This is a genomic window from Flammeovirga kamogawensis (genome assembly GCF_018736065.1).
Lineage (GTDB): Bacteria > Bacteroidota > Bacteroidia > Cytophagales > Flammeovirgaceae > Flammeovirga > Flammeovirga kamogawensis.
The window spans coordinates 155,830-173,390 of record NZ_CP076129.1 but is presented as its reverse complement, the minus strand read 5'-3'; the positions used below and the strand labels follow the sequence as shown (position 1 = coordinate 173,390).

Sequence of the window (17,561 nt, the reverse complement as noted above, 5' to 3'; positions counted from 1 at the left end):
TTAGAGAGATTTTACTATTAAAAATTCCAAAGCTATTGATAGTATAACTCCAATTGCAATAATGATAACTGAAGGAAAAGGAGCTTGAATAATATTTAATAGATAACTTTGAGCTACAATAATTTGAAACTTTGTTTTAGAAGATTTCACAATTTTAGGAAAAAAAGTTCCGACAACTTCATATTTCTCATCTTCTCCAACCTTGTATATTTTTTTATTACTTTCTACATTATTATAATAGTAGTTCCCTTTTATTTCTTCTGAAACAAGGTTACCAGTTCCATCGTAAATTAATTTTTTATTCCCTCTAGCTGTTACCACTAAAATATTTTGATTATCCATTAATTGCATTTTGAATAATCCTCCTCCAGAATTAACATTCCAATTACAGATATACCTACCATTTTTATCAAAAGATTGAATTTTCCCATAAAATTCAGAGCCAACATAAATATTACCTTTTTGATTAACGAGTATACCATTAACTAAACTTAATGGCAATTGACTTTCAAATTTTAGTATATCATTTGAAATTAATATACCTGAAATAAATGTAGTCATACCAAAAACTAGAAGACTAAATGAAAAAACTAGAAGTCTTTTTCTCAACGAAAGTATAATTCTCATGATATCTTATTCTCTCTAACGGGTTGACTAAATTGCGTAGAGGACGTGTCGGCCGATATGCTAATTTAGTTGATGTTAACCACAGTTAAAGTGAAATAATACTTTAATAATTAAGAGAAGATGTTAAATCTAAAGATGAAGGTATTTCAAATCCATTATCTTTCAGAAAATCTCTTGTTTCCATTAATGCAAAGCCTAATAAATTTAAGCCTCGCCAAAGGTGGACATTTCTGGAAGAGTCACTATCTTTTGTTAAACCAATACCCCAAATTGTATCTACTGGACTAGCTTCAACCAATACTCTTGATTGGGTATTTAAAAGATATTCTCCCATTTTTTTATGTTCAGTAAATTTATAAATATTGCCAATTTTTACAATCTCATAACGATACTTTTTCCATACCTCTTCATCAAAGTTTTTCACTTTTCTACCTAAATCTTTTGCTTCTCCAGGTTTTTGACAATTAATGATTTGTTGATACACTTTTTCATCGCCAAATAATCTAGCTTTTTCTGCCATCATCCAATGTTCGGTAGTCAAGTAAGTAATACCTTTTATTGTAAAAGAGCTTTCATACCATTGACTAAAACAAAAGTTTCCTACTTCTTCTTTATGATTTTTTGTATGACCCCAAAAGAATAAAAACTTTATTGACGTATTTGATTCCTCTTTAATTTTTAGCCATTCAAGAGAATATTTTGCTTCCATTATATTGTACTGTTTCTATATGCTACTTACTGGATAATAATTGTGGTTAACGAAAATGCTAAACTACGAGCGAGGTCGCGTCGACCGAGACTTGGAGTTTTAGCTATTGTTATAGAATTTTTTTAATTACATGTAGTTACTGGATTCGTACAGATTTTTTCTCGTGAGAGCCAACCTTTACTTTCTCCATTCTCTACATATACCCAATCACAATCACACTTTAGTACATTCAAATAGGATTCGCCATAAATGTATCCAGAAACATTAGATTTTTTATTTGGTTCGCTATAAAGTTCGATTTTTGAGTTATCATAATTGGTGGTTCCAATTTCTATAAATTTAGATTTGATCCAAAAATTTTCTAATTCAGGATAAAATCTATCATTACCAATTTGTAACCATCCTTTTTTTGAGTCTTTAAATAAAAAGCCACCCCCAAAATCATATTCAGGGTCATCTTCGAACCTAAAATATTTAATAATTTTTCCTTCTGGATTTTCAAACAGGGGTAGGGAATCTTTATAAACTACATATGTCTCAAAGTTACATTTCGTAGTTAAAAATGGCTTTTCAACAGATTCCGTAATATTCTTTTCTGTTGATTCAAGTTGTTTGTGGTTCGGTTTGAAATCTGATTTTATATTCTTTTTATCCTTACTACAAGACAGAAAGAAAATAATTGTAATAGTATAGATTAAAAATTTCATATTTTAATTTTCTATAACGGGTTGACTAAATTGCGTAGAGGGCGCGTCGACCGATATGCTAATTTAGTTGATGTTAGGCAGCGTATTTTTTTAAATTCTAATTATAAACTGAAAGTACAGATACTTAAAAGTTTTACCAAACGTGAACATCATTAATTGAGAGAACTCTAAATTTTTGATGAACGTTGAAAAACAAAACAATCTTTTTAAACAGTACTTAATTGAAAAGTAAATAGCCTTTTGACTAATTCTGTGTTGAAAAATTTCCTTTCTACTAATTTAATACTTCACACTGATTTGACTTCACTCCTGTTTCAATTTATAATTTTATTAAACCGTGCGAATCGCACGACTGCAAATATAGAGGTACAAAATAACTAATGCTCTCTACGGGTGAATCACCCGTGCTTGAATAATAAAAATTTAGTACCTACGTGAATTATGCAGATGCACTCGCCTTGATTATGATGCCTAACGTAATGGCTAAACTTCGACCAGCGGGCGTGTCGACCGGTGGATGGAGTTTTAGCTAATGTTATGCTCTTTATCTTTATTGGAAAAAATATTTTTTGTTTGTGAGAATATAATTAAACAATACTTGGTGAATCTGTTTCATATTATCCTCATCTAGAAATTCATGATTTTTTGTTTTAATATCTTCATGTTTTTCTAATATTTCAGGTCTAATTACTTTTATGTTTTCCTGAATAAATTGTTGATTAACTTCATCGCACATAAAACATAATAATCTTTGATGAAAGGAAATTTGCTCTTTTTCTAATTTTAATTCTTCAAATATATCTGTTACCGCATGAATTAAATAATAGAAATCATAAATGAATTCATCAATGCTAACAGAGTAAACATAGGTTTGTAATATTCCGAATAACCAAATTACTTTCTGAGGTCTATTTAACTTTAGCCAGTAATCATTTAAATCATTTTTATTTTTAAACGAACTTGGTGTATTGGAATTATCATCTATAAATTCGATTAGACGTGAGTAGGGATTATCATCAAAGTCATAAGTATTCCAACTAAAGTCGATTGATTCTAAAGCACCATTTTCATTTTTTGAAGAAAAAATTACTTCTGATTGATTACCATCCTTTAATCTTAATAGTTTCATCTTGATAATTTTTGCTTTAAGGATTAAGACTTATTGAGCATAACGGGTTGACTAAATTGCGTAGAGGGCGCGTCGACCGATATGCTAATTTAGTTATTGTTATGCTGTGTATTTTTTAATTTTAAATTGAATACTGAAAGTACAGATACTTAAAAGTTTTACCTAACGTGAACATCATTAATTGAGAAAACTCTAAAATTATGATGGACGTTGAAAAACAAAACCATTTTTGAAAAATAACTTATTTGAAAAGTGAATTGCCTTTTGACTAATTCTGTGTTGAAAAATTTCCTTTCTCTTAATTTAATTCTTCACACTGATTTGACTTCACTCCTGTTTCAATTTATAATTTTACTAAACCGTGCGAATCGCACGACTGCAAATATAGAGGTACAAAATAACCAATGTTCTCTGCGGGTGAATCACCCGTGCTTGAATAATAAAAATTTAGTACCTACGTGCATTATGCAGATGCACTCGCCTAGATTATACAGCATAACGGGTTGACTAAATTGCGTAGAGGGCGCGTCGACCGATATGCTAATTTAGTTGATGTTAGGCAGCGTATTTTTTTAAATTCTAATTATAAACTGAAAGTACAGATACTTAAAAGTTTTACCAAACGTGAACATCATTAATTGAGAGAACTCTAAATTTATGATGGACGTTGAAAAACAAAACCATTTTTTAAAATTTAATTATTTGAAAAGTGAATTGCCTTTTGACTAATTCTGTGTTGAAAAATTTACTCTCTCCTAATTTAATTCTTCTGACTGAAATAGCTTCACTCCTGTTTCAATTTATAATTTTATTAAACCGTGCGAATCGCACGACTGCAAATATAGAGGTACAAAATAACTAATGCTCTCTGCGGGTGAATCACCCGTGCTTGAATAATAAAAATTTAGTACCTACGTGCATTATGCAGATGCACTAGCCTTGATTATGATGCCTAACGAATTTGCTAAACTGCGAGCGAGGACGCGTCGGCCGAGACTTGCTGTTTTAGCTGGTGTTGCCCACTGTTTAAGAGTTTTGTATTTTAATATGATAGATAATATTTTATTAAAAGTTTATCTTCATCTCTCCATTTAATCCATGCTCTGAAATTTTTATTTTCTTGGACTTCCATATCTTTATCAAAGGGTGAATATTTTACATTAATCCAATTTCCTTTAAAATCTAAGACTACCCAACACATTTCTTCCTCAAAAACAATATTTGCTGAAGAATCAGCTAACGCTCTAGCAGGATTATTTTTTATACTAAGTTGACTTACACATATTGTGCTTTTCAAATATTCCGTCCATGTTTCAAAAACAAATTTATCAGATTCCTTTATCCATAAAGTTTTGTGTAATTTTTCATTTACAACAACTTCATAAAAACCATTTTGATAACCAAGACAATTAAAATGAATTATGTAATCTGGTTCATCAATATAGTAATCAGTGATTTTTATAAATGGTTTACCTTTTACTTGAACATAACCTCTATTCTCTTCATTCCAATTTAACTCTAACCTTTCTGATGGTTCAGTAGTTGAATTAGGAGATTCATAAAATTCTAAGTGATAACTATTCCCTCTATGAAGATCGCCATCATAACTTAGTAATACCTTTCCAATTCCGTAATTTGATGTTACAAAATTTGAAGTATCTACTTCAGTAAGTATATTATCTTCTTTTGATAAATCTGTATGATTTTGTCCAATAGTTTCATTTATTTCTCTAGTCTCTTGTTCATCGTTTTTAGATACACAAGAAATTATAATAAAGGACAAAAAGAAATATTTTATCAAATTCATTTTATTAGTAGATCGACTATAATAGTGGGCAACGAAATTGCTAAACTGCGAGCGAGGACGCGTCGGCCGAGACTTGCAGTTTTAGCTGATGTTGTACAGCGTTTTTAATTATACCCGTTTGTCAACAGAATATTTAACTCTCCATCTACTAAAAAACATAAGGCTAAGTCTCTTCCTGCTCCTTCGAAATATGGTAATTTTACATACCCTGAATCAAAAAAGCTTTCAGCATTATTTAGAAAATTAGGATCTATATTGAAAACTTTCCAATCACTATCAAGTCTATCTAAGTTTGAAAGCAAATTATCTATAATTGACGCTGCTTCATTCTTATTCATGAAACTTCCTGAAGAGCTAATCGAGAAGTATTCGCCAAAACCAGTTAGCAAATCAAATAATAATTCTGATGTATGCTTTCTATTTATTTCTTTGTAAGATATTTCTTTAGTGCCATTCCAAGTATTACCAATTCTTGGTATCAAAAAAGATTGCTCTGTATTTCTTTGAAAGACTGTTTCAACATAATATTCCCACCCTCTTTCAATATCTTGCTTCATTAATTCAAAATGGAAATTACCTGTTTTTAGATGTTGAACTAAAATCTGTCCCAAGTCAGTATTTGCTTTAGGGATTCCTAGTTCTATCCAAAATGAATTTGAATTAACTGAAGTGTCTAGTTTGTCAAGTAGATTATTTATTACTTCTGCATTCATTCTATACAGACTATTGTCTAGTTCTAGTATTCATTATTATATATATAGTCATGATAATGTATTTCCCCATATCAGTCAATTTCAGGGCTATAGTCTTTCAACGTTAGCTCCTAAATTTAATTTGGAAAAGGATGTCCCTTTACCGTGCCCTAATGCTGTACAACGGGTTGACTAAATTGCGTAGAGGGCGCGTCGACCGATATGCTAATTTAGTTATTGTTATGCTGTGTATTTTTTAATTTTAAATTGAATACTGAAAGTACAGATACTTAAAAGTTTTACAAAACGTGAACATCATTAATTGAGAGAACTCTAAAATTACGATGGACGTTGAAAAACAAAACCATTTTTTAAACTTTAATTATTTGAAAAGTAAATAGCCTTTTGACTAATTCTGTGTTGAAAAATTTACTTTCTACTAATTTAATTCTTCACAATGATTTGACTACACTCCTGTTTCAATTTATAATTTTACTAAACCGTGCGAATCGCACGACTGCAAATAAAAAGGCACAAAATAACTAATGTTCTCTGCGGGTGAATCACCCGTGCTTGAATACTAAAATTTAGTACCTACGTGCATTATGCAGATGCACTCGCCTAGATTATACAGCATAACGGGTTGACTAAATTGCGTAGAGGGCGCGTCGACCGATATGCCAATTTAGTTATTGTTATGCTGTGTATTTTTTAAGTTTAAATTGAATACTGAAAGTACAGATACTTAAAAGTTTTACCAAACGTGAACATCATTAATTGAGAGAACTCTAAAAATATGATGGACGTTGAAAAACAAAACCATTTTCTAAACTTTAATTATTTGAAAAGTGAATTGCCTTTTGACTAATTCTGTGTTGAAAAATTTACTTTCGCCTAATTTAATTCTTCACACTAATTTGACTTCACTCCTGTTTCAATTTATAATTTTACTAAACCGTGCGAATCGCACGACTGCAAATATAGAGGTACAAAATAACCAATGTTCTCTGCGGGTGAATCACCCGTGCTTGAATAATAAAAATTTAGTACCTACGTGCATTATGCAGATGCACTCGCCTAGATTATACAGCATAACGGGTTGACTAAATTGCGTAGAGGGCGCGTCGACCGATATGCTAATTTAGTTATTGTTATGCTGTGTATTTTTTAATTTTAAATTGAATACTGAAAGTACAGATACTTAAAAGTTTTACCTAACGTGAACATCATTAATTGAGAAAACTCTAAAATTATGATGGACGTTGAAAAACAAAACCATTTTTGAAAAATAACTTATTTGAAAAGTGAATTGCCTTTTGACTAATTCTGTGTTGAAAAATTTCCTTTCTCTTAATTTAATTCTTCACACTGATTTGACTTCACTCCTGTTTCAATTTATAATTTTACTAAACCGTGCGAATCGCACGACTGCAAATATAGAGGTACAAAATAACCAATGTCCTCTGCGGGTGAATCACCCGTGCTTGAATAATAAAAATTTAGTACCTACGTGCATTATGCAGATGCACTCGCCTAGATTATACAGCATAACGAATTTGCTAAACTGCGAGCGAGGACGCGTCGGCCGAGACTTGCTGTTTTAGCTGGTGTTAGCTAGAGTTTATTTTGTTAACTATATTTTTTTGTAACTAAATCTTGTTCTAATTCATCCAAGCAATTCCAATTAGTGGTAGTTAAATAAAATTTACTTGACTCAAAATCACCAGGATTTAAACAATCTAATATTAGAGAATAATATGTCCTTCTAAACTTAATATTATTTATACAATACTTTTTATTAAGAGTGAAAAACAAAAATGCTCTTGAAAAGGTTACTCCATGATCTTCAACCTTTATTTCCTTTAAATAGATAAATCTTTCCAAGAAACTTATCAATATTGAAATCATTCCAATTATAAAAGTTAAAGTAATATATCCAAGAGCGTAATCAAAAATAAATTCAAAGCATATAATACCACTGAAAAATAAACCTCCGAAAAAACAATTCAATATGTCTTTAACAGACCAGTTTGAAATGGGTTTCCTTTTATAAAGATTCATATAGATGATTTCTGATAAATAATAAAAAATTGTATCTGTACTACTAATAATTCTAGCTAACGGTTAGTATATGAAAAGTAGGCGATTACGAAGCAGGAAACTTTCAGTTAGACACAAAGTTTGATCAAAGCCCAAAACTTTTAATTTACTACTGTCTAGCCTATTTTTTATATACATTGTTGGCAACCGTTATTTTTTTTGATTCAATTTCTAATTGCTCTCGAACAAAGTCGTTAAGTTCCGTTTTGTTTATTTCAAGATATTTTTCAATCGCATTGTAATAGTCTTCATCAGTAGTGCCACTTGACATAAATTCTTTTAGTAGACTCCAACCGCCTTTGTCCAATATTTTCTTTGCAATTAGCCCGCCCAAAACATAATGATATGAAGTTTCGCCATCCAAGTTAGTTAGTTTGAGCATATTGTTTAGGTCTATTTCAGGATGTTTCTGTAAATAAAGGTTTGTCCGTTTTATATGCCAATCCAAACTTTTTCCACGACTTCCCCCAAGTAATGTTGCTACTCCTTCGGAAACCCAAAAATGCTTGTTTGGAAAGTGTTCATCTATTTGAACATGGAAAACTTCGTGCGGATAATATTCTCCCAAACCACCGCAATAAACTTTGTCGTCAGTTGCTTTACCGCTTGGTTTTGACTGCCCGCCCATACCAATGTAATAATCGAGCCCTTTTAGCACTTGAATTTCATCATAATCGTCAGCGAGATAGTATTCAAAAGCTTTTGGCTTGACGCCAAAATTATTGCAAGTTTCACTAATAAAATTATTTAGCTTTTGAGCTTTTTGGTAATCGAACTTATGGTATGTAGGATAATAAAAGTCCACAACACCAACCGTTGTACAATTCCAAGTTTGCTTATTCACAGTTAAAGCATTGAACAATTTAAATTTTCTATATTCCTTTTTTGCGATATAGTTTGCTATTGCTAAAACGTATGGGCTACCATCTGCTTTACAATAGGAAAACTGGGCTTTAATTTGACAGATTTCATTTCTGAATTTTACACTCAAAACGTGCACAGGAAACCCCATATAAAGTGAAGGTTGAAATTCGCTTTCCAAGAAGTCGTAGTTCTTATGTTTCTGTTGCTCTTCAATATTCCAAAATTCATTTTTTCCTTTATTATGAGGATTTGAAGCCAAGTAGTTTTCGAAGAGCATCATTACCTTTTTAGTTTCAACATCTGCTGTATCAACAATGTGATTATATGTTACCTTTTGTCCAAAAGCTTGAAAGTTCAGAAAAAGTAATATGATGATTTGTAATAGTTTCATTTTAATGGTTGCCAACGGGTTGACTAAATTGCGTAGAGGGCGCGTCGACCGATATGCTAATTTAGTTATTGTTATGCTGTGTATTTTTTAATTTCAAATTGAATACTGAAAGTACAGATACTTAAAAGTTTTACCAAACGTGAACATATTTAATTGAGAGAACTCTAAAATTATGATGGTCTTTGAAAAACAAAACCATTTTTTAAACTTTAATTATTTGAAAAGTAAATAGCCTTTTGACTAATTCTGTGTTGAAAAATTTCCTTTCTCCTAATTTAATTCTTCATACTAATTTGACTTCACTCCTGTTTCAATTTATAATTTTACTAAACCGTGCGAATCGCACGACTGCAAATATAGAGGTACAAAACAACTAATGTTCTCTGCGGGTGAGTCACCCGTGCTTGAATAATAAAAATTTAGTACCAACGTGCACTATGCAGATGCACTCGCCTAGATTATACAGCATAACGTAATGGCTAAACTACGACCAGCGGGTGCGTCACCCGATGGATGGAGATTAGCTAATGTTAGGCTAAGTAAATTAATTATAATATTCGATGATTTTTTGAGCTTCAAAACTATCAATCGAATGAAAGTTGAATGATGTTACATAAAAAAGTGTCTTATTTTTTTCGAATAACTTTTCTAGTAACGAATAATCTTTCTTAGTCAGAGCATTTGCAAAATTGAATTTATTAGATGTAATACTGCCAATTGGTGGTAATACCAATGTGACTGGTATATTTATATTGGAATCATCTAATTTATTCTTTGGTCTTGCTCCTTCTAAGACTGGATTAGTGTTCATTATATTATTTATTAGAGTGCCAAAAAAAAGATAACTATCCCCATTAATGATCTTTGATGATAATTGACTTCTTTTCAATTCTATTAAATTAATTATTTCTACTTTTGATGCCCCTTTATAGATCTCTTTAACTTTTAAAGAATAAATTGAAAAATTTCTATATTCAGTATTACTAATTATTTTTCCTGTAACTATATGTGAAACCTTTTCATCTAAGCTTTCTTTTGTTGGTAAAGAAAATGAATAATGATCGGCATAAGTTGATAAATCTGATTCATAGATTTGATTTCCTTTATTAAGAGTCTTTTGAGTACAACTGATTAAAAAATTGAACCCCAAAAACATTAATACTGTTTTACAGAGAAGATTCATTATTTAATTATATTTTTTTTGAAAATATACTCATTATTTAGCCTAACGGGTTGACTAAATTGCGTAGAGGGCGCGTCGACCGATATGCTAATTTAGTTATTGTTATGCTGTGTATTTTTTAATTTTAAATTAAATACTGAAAATACAGATACTTAAAAGTTTTACCTAACGTGAACATCATTAATTGAGAGAACTCTAAATTTTTGATGAACGTTGAAAAACAAAACCATTTTTGAAAAATAACTTATTTGAAAAGTGAATTGCCTTTTGACTAATTCTGTGTTGAAAAATTTACTTTCTACTAATTTAATTCTTCACACTGATTTGACTCCCTCCTGTTTCAGTTTATAATTTTACTAAACCGTGCGAATCGCACGACTGCAAAGATAGAGGTACAAAATAACTAATACTTTCTGCGGGTGAATCACCCGTGCTTGAAGAATAAAAATTTAGTACCTACGTGCATTATGCAGATGCACTCGCCTAGATTATACAGCATAACGAATTTGCTAAACTACGACCAGCGGGTGCATCACCCGATGGATGGAGATTAGCTATTGTTATCGAGATTTTACAGTTTTTGAACCCTAAATTTTGTTGCATAAGTTCCTGTAGTAGTAAAACAATCGTAATATTTCTCAGTAACTTCTACAATTTTAACTAACATGTTATCTCCTTCGTATGAAATTGGAGTTAACTCATACTCACAATTTGAAAGCCATTTTATTTCATATTCGCTCACATTCCCATTATTCTTATCAGTCTGTGTTTGACGATTACCTGCTCTTTCAATAATAAGGTTTTTAGTTTCAAATTTACCATCTTTTACAGATTCACAATCTAAGCCTTCCGACTGTTTGATATCATTATATTCAATTACAGGACCTAACTTTTCACCTTTTACTTCTTCAATATATAAAATGTAACTGAATGAAATTATATATAATAATAATGGTAGTGAAGTTGTAATAGGTAGTATCTGTTTGATTCTAATTTTATATTTCTCTTTTTTCAATAGAAACAACGATAATAAAGAGGCTAAAAAAATTCCTGGTATAAAAGCTGTAATTAAAGTTGTCAGAATTTCAGTTAATACAATGATGTATTTAACTTCAGATATTTCACGTGCACTATTAACAGAAGAGTATTGCAAAAAAAATTGTATTATAAACAGTAATGATAGAATACTCCAATAAAGTTTGTAGTTTTTCATATTTAATTCTCGATAACGGTCTCGGCTATGAACAGTTGGGGATTTTATGCCCTTACTTTTCGGTCTGACACCGACCTTTGTTTTATGTTTATACTTTCGTTTTATAACTTTCGCCCCAATTGTTTATAGCCATTGTTGGCAACAGTTTTTTATTCATAATATTCATATTGATATTCTTCTTGTCGTATCAAATCTCCTTCTCTGTCTTTAGAAATAACTTTCATCAATAGTCCATTAGAATATTCATAAATACTTTGACTGAGTACAGTTCCTTTTTTGTCGGTCTTCGTATTTTTTAAAATCTGACCGATTTTGTTCCGTTCGTATTGAAAAATGATTGAATCCATATTTTGATAAACAAATTCACCATTTTCATACTTATACTTCAGTTCGTTATCAGCGTTAAATCCAAAGACTATTTTCCCTTTCTTTTTATAGAAGAATTCTATTTCGTTGTCAATATTGGTGACTTTACTTATTCGATTTTTTTTATAATGGTAGAATTGGGATTCCTCTAATAAAAAGTCAGCTGAGTTTGAACTTTTATAAAATTCCCGGCTTTTTATAAGTCTATTGTCAGAATCATATTCGTATTCGGTAAGGTCCTGGTCGTTTTCGTCTAACCAAGTCCATTCAGTTCGAATAGTTTGATGGTTGTCATTATACTTATAATTGACTTCCCAAGCTGCTGTTGAGTCATCATAAAATTCTTTTTCCCACACTATATCTCCATTTTTTGCGAAATTTTGAATTAGTTCAACATAGTTTTCTTTAATATCTCCTTTTTTGTCAAATTCCTTAGTAAGAACTTTTAATGACTTTACTTTATTATTCCTAAAAATTTCGTGGTACGAATTACCCAAATCATAGAAATCCTTTTCCTGTCCAAAAGATAAAACTGGAATTAAAAGAAGTAATATGAAGTTTAGTGTTTGGTTCATTCAAATTGTTGCCAACGAAGATGCTAAACTCCGAGTGAGGTCGCGTCGACCGAGACTTGGAGTTTTAACTGGTGTTGGCAATAGTTAAAAGTTTTATATTACCTTATTTTCTTTTTTGTAAAATAATAGATTATAAATTACCCATGGACTTATACCTAACATTAAAATTGAGATAAACCATTTCACATTTCCATTATTATTTTTATTCATTACAAGGTAAAATGATATTCCTAAATAAAGGTTCACTAAAAGACTTACAAATAGAGAACTTGAATAAACCATTGATATATCCATTATATTTAAACTCTCTATTAGATCGTAATACCAAGTATTCGTTAATAAAAATCCTTGAAAAAATTGATACGAAAAAGTTGAAATAAAAAATAAAACTAATACGATAGGTACCTTATTTTTTAATTCATATTTAATTTCTAGCCCATTGAATAGTTTTTCAGAAAAAAAGAAAGCTATTCCCAATAAACCAAAGTAATAGACAGAAACTATTTTAATAAAAAGGCTATATATATTTGATTTATCCACGTAAATAGTAAAGAAAACAAGTATTAAATTTGGTATTTGCTTAGGGAATGTTCTTACTATTCCTTCTACAATATTACTATTAGAAATTAATTCATTTCCTGATATAAATTTGGAATAAATTAATTTTAAAATTACATCTTCACTATTATATAATACACATAGAAATAAGATAAATATAAAAGAGATGATTTTTAGAGGTTTCATTGAAAGTTTTTTAGTTAAATTATTATTGCCAACGCGTTGACTAAACTGCGAAGCGGACGTGTCGGCCGATATGCAGATTTAGTTGATGTTGTAGGTAGTTAATTATTACTAAACTTATTCCAGTAATTTTCACTAGCTTTAAACAAGTCAGTTGGTTTGATTTTTTGTTTTAAATGATTTTTAATTTCTATTTTTTCAGCTTTTATTAGCAAGTTTCCTCCACAATAGTCATAATTAGTATTGTGTTGATTACAGCTTACTTTTACAATACCATTTAAAGTTTCTGCATATCCAATTTCTAATTCTGCTTTAAAAATGTCTTTTAATTCAGTCCAATTGATTTTTTTGAGTGTGATCGGATTCATCCATGGTTCTAGCTCAATATGTTCAATATTGTATATAAGCAGATAAAAAAAATTAAAACCTTCTTGAAATTCTTTTCCAAGATATTGACATTCTATTTTTAATGTCAGTTGTTTTAAATCTCCTTCCCAGCCTGTTATTCCTCCATCGTGAAACGTTGTGAATATATTTTCGATCACATTAATCATAGTTCAACTTCTACAAAATCTGTATTAGATTTAAATATTTTATTCGATTCCTTAATTGCTTTTTCTTCTGTTAATTTGTAATCAAACTGAATGTACTCTTTAATTTCATCAATTGAATTAAAACCTACACTTGCAATATAACCTTGAAAATCGTCTTGAATTTCTTTCCAATCAGAATATTGTTTTTGACTAATTAAAGTTTTACCTGATTGTAAAAATATTAAATTGAATTTCTGCATTTCTCTAATTACCTACAACGTGATGACTAAACTACGTGAGCGGTTGTGTCAACCGTGATTGGAGTTTAGTTGTTGTTACACAACGTTACATTAACAATTTAAACTTACCAAAATTTTTACTTATTAAAGTATTATTTGTCATCTCAAACTTCTCGATTCTTGTGTCATTTTTTGTAGAGACTAAATAATAGCTCCTATTTTTTTCAGTCCAAAAGCCCCTATCTATTGTTTCTTGTGTTTCAATATTGGTAATAGTATAAGACCTGTTGACCAAATCAAAATCTAATATTGTTTTAAAGTTTTTCTCGTAGTTATTTGATTTGTATTTTACATGTTTAGGTTCAGGATCAATACATAATAATTTTTTCATTACAACATTATAAATTCTAGCCAAAGAATTTATTGATGTAAATTCAAGACAACCAGCACATAGCCTTATTATTTTGATTTCTATATTTTTTGTTTTTTTCTCCTCATACCATGGTTCAATACACCCTTTAGCTCCTCCGATTACCTGTAGCAATATATATTTATGTTCTTTAAATAAGTTTTCGCTTAAAGTTATTATCTGCCTTTCTAAAAAAATTAAATCATTAATTGATTGTGAGTTACGGTCATAAAAAACAGATAACTTTTCTATTGAGTAATCATTAAATGAATAATATTTTGATTTTAAACTTTCTAATGATGTGTTGGTAACAGTTGGTTTAGGAACATACGAGTAATATTGATGGAACTGTTCCATTACATTCTTATTGTTTTTATCTGTTTTTACATTTTGCCCAATAACAGAATGAGATAATAAAATTAATAATATGATAAACTTTGACATTCTCTGATATTTTGGCTTTATGTTGTGTAACGTGATGGCTAAACAGCGCGCGAGGGCGCGTCGCCCGAGACTTGCTGTTTTAGCTGGTGTTATAGACTTTTTCTCTTTTCTATCCAATCAATATATCGAATAGAAAATTCTTTGTAAGATTCATTTTCAGAAGTTGAGAAACTGTATGCTATTGGTAAAACGATATCATAAATTTTTTCAAAATCTATATTTTCGTCTTTAGTGGAATTCCATTCGTTTTCACTCCAAGGTCCTACAGGTGAATTTGACATCATCTCACACATTGCAGTAAATCTTAATTCTTCATCTTTTGACTTTAGTCCATTGAACAAAATTTCAATTCTATCTAATGTTCTTATACTAAAATTCCCTCGTCCTATTGCATAAGTTATTCTAATTTTATTTTCAATTGTACCGGTGTGAAATTCATTAATCAATTTATCTAATGCCCTATCTCCAATAATATTTAGTGCCCAAATAGCTCTATCTGCAACTGGTGAATCTTCATCAAATAAAGCATTATAGACTTTGTTAACTAATGATTCGTCAAGGTTAGTAAGCAAATCGGAAAACTTATCAATCAAATGAAATATTGCAAAAAATCGATTTTGTGAATCATCATCTTCTAGAAGCTCAAATAGGATATTGAAAATCTCTAAATTAAGTAGTTCTAAACTAGAATCAGAAATTGCTTTTGTTTTAGTTGCAAATGTCCCCTCATTTCTCAATATATCTTTTAGTTCTTCTAAGTTCATTCTTATAATTGTCTATAACGGGTTGACTAAATTGCGTAGAGGGCGCGTCGACCGATATGCTAATTTAGTTGATGTTAGGCAGCGTATTTTTTAAATTCTAATTATAAACTGAAAGTGCTGAAGCTTAAAAGTTTTACCAAACGTGAGCATCATTAATTGAGAGAACTCTAAATTTTTGATGAACGTTGAAAAACTAAACAATCTTTTTAAACATTACTTATTTGAAAAGTAAATAGCCTTTTGACTAATTCTGTGTTGAAAAATTTACTTTCTACTAATTTAATTCTTCACACTGATATGAATTCACTCCTGTTTCAATTTATAATTTTATTAAACCGTGCGAATCGCACGACTGCAAATATAGAGATACAAAATAACTAATGTTCTCTGCGGGTGAATCACCCGTGCTTGAATAATAAAATTTTAGTACCTATGTGCACTATGCAGATGCACTCACCTAGATTATGATGCCTAACGTGATGACTAAACTACGTGAACGGTTGTGTCAACCGTGATTGGAGTTTAGTTGATGTTGGGCACTTTTTCTTTGTCAATACTATATTTATTTCACAAGAATTTTTATGTAATCTTGAAAGTTTTCGTATTCAGTGACGCCTTTTTCTATTATTGGTTTCATTGAAAATTTCTTTTTCTTCCCTTCATGATTTTCAACATATAATTGATCACCTGAGATAAAACTTTTATAGACAAAGTATGATCCAAAAATTAATGAAATGAAAGGGGCTACTATCTGTTCAATGTAAATCCTTGAAGACACATCTTTAGTAAAGAAATTAAAAACTCCAATAAAATAATATGCTGTGAATGATAGTAAGCCTATTCCTAAAAGTAATAGTACAAACCAATTATTAACCTCTTTACCTTTTGCTATCTCTAATCTTTTGATATCATTTTTAAGAATAGATCCATAATTAAATTTGCTTCTTAGAAAGTGGACACCTTCATCATTTATGCCAAATTCTTCAGTTTCAAACTGATATTTTTTCGTTTGCATTAAGTTTTCTTCCATGTTTGTAATAATATAAAAAGTAGAGGTCTTTTCTTCTAGACCGTCTAGTTAATTGTGCCCAACGGGTTGACTAAATTGCGTAGAGGGCGCGTCGACCGATATGCTAATTTAGTTATTGTTATGCGGTGTATTTTTTAATTATAAATTGAATACTGAAAGTACAGATACTTAAAAGTTTTACCAAACGTGAACATATTTAATTGAGAGAACTCTAAAATTATGATGGTCGTTGAAAAACAAAACCATTTTTTAAACTTTAATTATTTGAAAAGTAAATAGCCTTTTGACTAATTCTGTGTTGAAAAATTTCCTTTCTCCTAATTTAATTCTTCACAATAATTTGACTTCACTCCTGTTTCAATTTATAATTTTACTAAACCGTGCGAATCGCACGACTGCAAATATAGAGGTACAAAACAACTAATGTTCTCTGCGGGTGAGTCACCCGTGCTTGAATAATAAAAATTTAGTACCAACGTGCACTATGCAGATGCATTCGCCTAGATTATACAGCATAACGAATTTGCTAAACAGCGAGCGAGGACGCGTCGGCCGAGACTTGCTGTTTTAGCTTATGTTGTAAAACGTTTTATTTCCAATTACTATTTAATTTATGAATATCAATACCATATGATTTATAAATTCTAAAGAATCCAATATCAAGTACATGATTATTGAAAAACTCTTTCTTATTAGTTTTCCAATTTATATCATACTGACGAATGATTTTTTCGTTTGGGTTGTCATTATTTACATATAGTACTTCTGAGTCCCTAAATTGAACATTTGGATCAATATTATTGTAAAAAATAAATAATGTGGAGATTGAAATTATAAGTCCGAATGTATTTAAAATAAAGAACAAACCATGAATCTTTTGATTATTTATACCTCTAATTAAAAAATATAATAATAATGAAAAAATGATTGATAGTATAGAAAAAAACACACTATACATTCTATTCATTTCGAAAGTACGAAATTGGAAATTTGGAAAAATGAAATATACTAAAATACTAGTCAGTATAATTAACCCTA

The 17,561-nt window shown here is 30.1% G+C and carries 17 protein-coding genes; all 17 read right to left on the bottom strand.

Annotated elements, in window-relative coordinates; genetic code table 11:
* Positions 1-561, bottom strand: a complete 561-nt coding sequence (locus tag KM029_RS19685) for an NHL repeat-containing protein (protein ID WP_158631218.1) — start codon at positions 559-561, stop codon at positions 1-3.
* A gap of 169 nt (positions 562-730) precedes the next feature.
* Complete coding sequence (locus KM029_RS19680; RefSeq protein WP_144076557.1) at positions 731-1,336, bottom strand: NADAR family protein; 606 nt, start codon at positions 1,334-1,336, stop codon at positions 731-733.
* A gap of 122 nt (positions 1,337-1,458) precedes the next feature.
* Positions 1,459-2,043, bottom strand: a complete 585-nt coding sequence (locus KM029_RS19675; RefSeq protein WP_144076556.1) for an SH3 domain-containing protein — start codon at positions 2,041-2,043, stop codon at positions 1,459-1,461.
* A gap of 550 nt (positions 2,044-2,593) precedes the next feature.
* Complete coding sequence (locus KM029_RS19670; protein WP_144076555.1) at positions 2,594-3,172, bottom strand: hypothetical protein; 579 nt, start codon at positions 3,170-3,172, stop codon at positions 2,594-2,596.
* A gap of 1,042 nt (positions 3,173-4,214) precedes the next feature.
* Complete coding sequence (locus KM029_RS19665; protein ID WP_144076554.1) at positions 4,215-4,979, bottom strand: hypothetical protein; 765 nt, start codon at positions 4,977-4,979, stop codon at positions 4,215-4,217.
* A gap of 104 nt (positions 4,980-5,083) precedes the next feature.
* Positions 5,084-5,692 carry a hypothetical protein gene (locus KM029_RS19660; protein ID WP_144076553.1) on the bottom strand — a complete coding sequence of 203 codons (609 nt, stop codon included), beginning with the start codon at positions 5,690-5,692 and terminating at the stop codon, positions 5,084-5,086.
* Positions 5,693-7,892: 2,200 nt separating this feature from the next.
* On the bottom strand, positions 7,893-9,026 hold the full coding sequence (locus tag KM029_RS19655; protein ID WP_144076552.1) for a hypothetical protein: 1,134 nt from the start codon (positions 9,024-9,026) through the stop codon (positions 7,893-7,895).
* Between the two features lie 544 nt (positions 9,027-9,570).
* Positions 9,571-10,209: a hypothetical protein gene (locus KM029_RS19650; protein WP_144076551.1), complete on the bottom strand. Its 639-nt coding sequence runs from the start codon at positions 10,207-10,209 to the stop codon at positions 9,571-9,573.
* A gap of 571 nt (positions 10,210-10,780) precedes the next feature.
* On the bottom strand, positions 10,781-11,422 hold the full coding sequence (locus tag KM029_RS19645) for a hypothetical protein (protein ID WP_144076550.1): 642 nt from the start codon (positions 11,420-11,422) through the stop codon (positions 10,781-10,783).
* Between the two features lie 149 nt (positions 11,423-11,571).
* Positions 11,572-12,363: a hypothetical protein gene (locus tag KM029_RS19640; protein WP_144076549.1), complete on the bottom strand. Its 792-nt coding sequence runs from the start codon at positions 12,361-12,363 to the stop codon at positions 11,572-11,574.
* Positions 12,364-12,456: 93 nt separating this feature from the next.
* Positions 12,457-13,107: a hypothetical protein gene (locus KM029_RS19635; RefSeq protein ID WP_144076548.1), complete on the bottom strand. Its 651-nt coding sequence runs from the start codon at positions 13,105-13,107 to the stop codon at positions 12,457-12,459.
* A gap of 98 nt (positions 13,108-13,205) precedes the next feature.
* Positions 13,206-13,649: a hypothetical protein gene (locus tag KM029_RS19630; protein WP_215586360.1), complete on the bottom strand. Its 444-nt coding sequence runs from the start codon at positions 13,647-13,649 to the stop codon at positions 13,206-13,208.
* 5 nt (positions 13,650-13,654) lie between these two features.
* Complete coding sequence (locus KM029_RS19625) at positions 13,655-13,897, bottom strand: hypothetical protein (protein WP_144075934.1); 243 nt, start codon at positions 13,895-13,897, stop codon at positions 13,655-13,657.
* Between the two features lie 85 nt (positions 13,898-13,982).
* On the bottom strand, positions 13,983-14,729 hold the full coding sequence (locus KM029_RS19620) for a hypothetical protein (protein ID WP_144075928.1): 747 nt from the start codon (positions 14,727-14,729) through the stop codon (positions 13,983-13,985).
* An 89-nt stretch (positions 14,730-14,818) separates the two neighbouring features.
* Positions 14,819-15,493, bottom strand: coding sequence for a HEAT repeat domain-containing protein (locus tag KM029_RS19615; RefSeq protein WP_144076547.1), 675 nt, complete (start codon positions 15,491-15,493; stop codon positions 14,819-14,821).
* A gap of 562 nt (positions 15,494-16,055) precedes the next feature.
* Positions 16,056-16,523 carry a hypothetical protein gene (locus tag KM029_RS19610; protein ID WP_144076546.1) on the bottom strand — a complete coding sequence of 156 codons (468 nt, stop codon included), beginning with the start codon at positions 16,521-16,523 and terminating at the stop codon, positions 16,056-16,058.
* Between the two features lie 589 nt (positions 16,524-17,112).
* Positions 17,113-17,388 (bottom strand): hypothetical protein, encoded by a 276-nt coding sequence (locus tag KM029_RS19605; protein ID WP_184679550.1) that lies wholly within the window; start codon positions 17,386-17,388, stop codon positions 17,113-17,115.
* Positions 17,389-17,561 lie beyond the last annotated feature (173 nt).

Excerpts from the sequence above, each read along its gene's own strand:
- KM029_RS19670 (WP_144076555.1), bottom strand. The coding sequence starts at position 3,172 with ATGAAACTATTAAGATTAAAGGATGGTAATCAATCAGAAGTAATTTTT.
- KM029_RS19680 (WP_144076557.1), bottom strand. The coding sequence starts at position 1,336 with ATGGAAGCAAAATATTCTCTTGAATGGCTAAAAATTAAAGAGGAATCA.
- KM029_RS19650 (WP_144076551.1), bottom strand. The coding sequence starts at position 10,209 with ATGAATCTTCTCTGTAAAACAGTATTAATGTTTTTGGGGTTCAATTTT.
- KM029_RS19640 (WP_144076549.1), bottom strand. The coding sequence starts at position 12,363 with ATGAACCAAACACTAAACTTCATATTACTTCTTTTAATTCCAGTTTTA.
- KM029_RS19675 (WP_144076556.1), bottom strand. The coding sequence starts at position 2,043 with ATGAAATTTTTAATCTATACTATTACAATTATTTTCTTTCTGTCTTGT.
- KM029_RS19615 (WP_144076547.1), bottom strand. The coding sequence starts at position 15,493 with ATGAACTTAGAAGAACTAAAAGATATATTGAGAAATGAGGGGACATTT.
- KM029_RS19685 (WP_158631218.1), bottom strand. The coding sequence starts at position 561 with ATGACTACATTTATTTCAGGTATATTAATTTCAAATGATATACTAAAA.
- KM029_RS19610 (WP_144076546.1), bottom strand. The coding sequence starts at position 16,523 with ATGGAAGAAAACTTAATGCAAACGAAAAAATATCAGTTTGAAACTGAA.
- KM029_RS19660 (WP_144076553.1), bottom strand. The coding sequence starts at position 5,692 with ATGAATGCAGAAGTAATAAATAATCTACTTGACAAACTAGACACTTCA.
- KM029_RS19635 (WP_144076548.1), bottom strand. The coding sequence starts at position 13,107 with ATGAAACCTCTAAAAATCATCTCTTTTATATTTATCTTATTTCTATGT.
- KM029_RS19645 (WP_144076550.1), bottom strand. The coding sequence starts at position 11,422 with ATGAAAAACTACAAACTTTATTGGAGTATTCTATCATTACTGTTTATA.
- KM029_RS19620 (WP_144075928.1), bottom strand. The coding sequence starts at position 14,729 with ATGTCAAAGTTTATCATATTATTAATTTTATTATCTCATTCTGTTATT.
- KM029_RS19625 (WP_144075934.1), bottom strand. The coding sequence starts at position 13,897 with ATGCAGAAATTCAATTTAATATTTTTACAATCAGGTAAAACTTTAATT.
- KM029_RS19665 (WP_144076554.1), bottom strand. The coding sequence starts at position 4,979 with ATGAATTTGATAAAATATTTCTTTTTGTCCTTTATTATAATTTCTTGT.
- KM029_RS19655 (WP_144076552.1), bottom strand. The coding sequence starts at position 9,026 with ATGAAACTATTACAAATCATCATATTACTTTTTCTGAACTTTCAAGCT.